The 2,914-nt window shown below is 54.4% G+C and carries 4 protein-coding genes; all 4 read right to left on the bottom strand.

Features of this window, described 5'->3' with window-relative positions; all coding sequences use genetic code 11:
• On the bottom strand, positions 1-539 hold a 539-nt coding region (locus tag ACPLUI_RS13380; RefSeq protein WP_424660748.1), incomplete at its 3' end, for an aldehyde dehydrogenase family protein.
• A gap of 83 nt (positions 540-622) precedes the next feature.
• Positions 623-1,432 (bottom strand): DUF169 domain-containing protein, encoded by an 810-nt coding sequence (locus ACPLUI_RS13385; protein WP_424660749.1) that lies wholly within the window; start codon positions 1,430-1,432, stop codon positions 623-625.
• Between the two features lie 40 nt (positions 1,433-1,472).
• The gene (locus ACPLUI_RS13390) at positions 1,473-1,925 is read right to left on the bottom strand and encodes a hypothetical protein (RefSeq protein WP_424660750.1); all 453 of its coding nucleotides are present in this window, start codon (positions 1,923-1,925) and stop codon (positions 1,473-1,475) included.
• A gap of 3 nt (positions 1,926-1,928) precedes the next feature.
• Positions 1,929-2,914 (bottom strand): molybdopterin molybdotransferase MoeA (locus tag ACPLUI_RS13395; RefSeq protein ID WP_424660751.1); only part of this gene is annotated, 986 nt, incomplete at its 5' end.

Below are 2,914 nucleotides of genomic sequence, written 5' to 3' on the forward strand. Positions count from 1 at the left end.
GAGGGCGTGGCGGAAGCCGGCTTCAGGACCACCGTGTTGCCGGCGGCAATGGCCGGGGCTACCTTGTGTACCACCAGGTTCAGGGGAAAGTTGAAGGGTGTAATGGCGCAGACCACTCCCACCGGTACCCGGATGGTATAGGCAAAGCGATTTTCCGCGCCGGCCGAACCGATCGGTACCATTTCCCCGCAGATCCGGGTTGCCTCTTCAGCGGATACCCGGCAGGTGTTGGCGGCCCGGGTTACTTCCCCCAGGGCGTCCTTTAAGGCCTTACCTGCTTCCCGGGCAATGATCATCCCCAGTTCTTCCCGCCTGGCCAGGAGCAACTCCGACGCCTTGTTCAGAATCTGGTAGCGCTGCCAGGGGGTTAACGTGTTTTCCCGGAAGGCCCGTTCAGCTGCGGTAACGGCCTCTTCCGCTTCTTTCCTGGAAGCCACGGCCACCCGGGCGATAACCTCGCCGGAATATTTGTTGGTAACCGGGATAAAGCTGGCTGTTGTGCGCCACTCACCGTTAATATAGAGGGGTTTAATTTCCATTGTCTTGCCTCCCTTTAAGAAATTGCTTGTGAACTGTTTGAATTTGTTTTATAAGCTTTGGTGGGTGAGCTAGGTGAGCTATATTATTCTCCGTCTTTAAACCGGATCATCGGGCATTTCTTGCAGACGTCAAGTCCCGGCCATTCGGTACCGCTGTAAAGAAGGGAAGCCCCGTTATAAACTTCGGTGCGCAAGACCAATTGCTTTGCTACGTCCAGTATTTGGTCGCCCGGGATGAAGACGTTTACTTCACCTTTTTCCGTTTTACCGGAGGTGTAGCTGCCGGCGCACATGGTGTTCATGTTGGGCTTGCGGTTCAAGTAAGTCCACACGGTGCCCCCGCAGACAGCCGAGTTTACAGTGTGATTGAACTGCAGGGGGTGTACGGCAAAAGCTGCGATGTAGTCGTTTAAAATATGGTATGCTTGCAGGGGATTACAGACGAAGATGACCACATCGGGCCCCACGGGGGTTTTGGCCAGCGGTGCTGTCATAAAACCAGTAATCAGGCCCAGAGGCAGGCGCGGTTTGGTTGCCACCACGTACTTCGCCTTTTCAAAATCCACCACATATTTCATATGCCCCCTGGCTTCTTCATCAGAAGGTTCAGTAAAACCAAAACTCGTCAGGCAGTTTTCACATAAAATATTTTCATTTGTCCCTGTCAACACGTAACCGGCCATACGGGAGGCAGCCACGAACTGGCAGAAAGTGAACTTGGCCGCTATTTTCTTATCGGCCCGGACTTTTCCAGCTTCTTCGGCAGACTTAAAGAACTTTATGGCAACCGGGTGGTAATCCAGCTTGAGTAACCTTTCGAACATTTCCTGGGCTATGGCATAACTCATTTTAGTGGTACCGGTCATGCTTTGCTTTGTTGCTGTTGCTTCCACGTTTATCGCTCTCCTCTCCTTTTGGGCAACCGGTCGTATATTAAAGTGTTTGCAGGAAGTCGAATGCCTTTTTGGCAGTGATAATTTTACGGGCATTTAACAATAAATTTTGGGGGTCACGGGTTAATTCGTTGAATTGCTTCCAGTAAGCCAGTTTGGCCTCTTTCAACATTTCCTTTGGGGTTAAAGCCATCTTTTCTTCCGGTATTTTAAGGATTTCAAAAGCGTCCTTCTTGTCATTAATTCTGGTGTTATGGCAGGTGTGAAATATATGATGGAGGGCGCAGAAGAGCAATGCCTCCGTCCGGGTCAGTGGCGGCTCCAGATCCGCAAGTTCCCAGAAAAACAGAGGGAGGGCTTTTCCCAGGCTGTATCCTGCCGCCAACAGTTTTATGATTACCTGGCCGATGATTCTTTGGCGGTGCCGGTCTCCGGGCAGGCTTGCCTTCAGGCACTGTTCAACTATTTCCGGGATGGGCGGGGTATCTTTCACCGGTCAGCTCTCCTTTTTCCAGCGGCAGGGGGGAGTGAGAAGGAGCGTGGGTACTTTTGACCCGGGCTCCAGGGGAGGGTGCCCTGCCGGAAGATCAATTAACGCATTCCAATTGATGAGAGAACGGAGCATACTGGATTTCTGGCCCGGCAGCAGTTTTACTTCCCACCCATCCTGACGGCATACCGCATGGCCCCGGAGGAAGCGGCGGGGCCCTCCTTTTTTAGGGAAACGGTCGGTGCATAGGGCATGGATACGGTACGGGTAGGGGTTGAGCCTCTGAAAGGCACGTAAAACGGGTGCAGCAAGAAGCTGGTAACCTACCGCGCAGGCCGCCGGGTTTCCCGAAAGGGAAATAACCAGCCTGGAATCATGGATTGCCGCGCCGCTGTGGCTGCCCGGTTTCATTCGGATTCCCCAGAACAGTGGACGTGCTCCAGTCTGCCGCAGTACTGGTAGCGCCTGGTCGCATGCTCCGGAGGCAGTTCCCCCGATTGTAAGCACAAGGTCAGCATTCTGAAGCAGCCTTTGCAAACGCTTTTTTGCCCCACCAGCTTTTTCGTCGCCGGCAATCTCCACGCCGATAACCTCTCCCCCGTCACGCGAGACAAGAGAAGCTAGAAGAGGGCCGTTGCTGTCCCGAACCTGGCCCGGGGCGGGGGTAACGTAACAGGGAACGATTTCATGTCCCAGGCTGAGAATTGCCACTCTGGGACGGCGGTATACCGGCACTTCACCATAACCCAGGGCGGCCAGGACACTGATCATGCACGGGTCGAGAATGGTCCCCCGTTTTACAAGCAATTCCCCGGATCGAAAGTCCTCCCCTGCCTGCCTGATATTGCTGCCCGGGGAGATTTTGCCCGCAAAGACCACACGGTTTTCGTCGACTGTGACTGACTCCTGTGGAATGACTGCCCCCGTGCCGGCGGGCAAGGGGCTTCCGGTCAGCACCCCTACCGCCTGACCCGGGCTCAGCGGGGAAACAG

It is taken from the genome of Desulfofundulus sp. (assembly GCF_049701015.1).
In the GTDB taxonomy this organism is placed as follows: Bacteria; Bacillota; Desulfotomaculia; order Desulfotomaculales; family Desulfovirgulaceae; genus Desulfofundulus.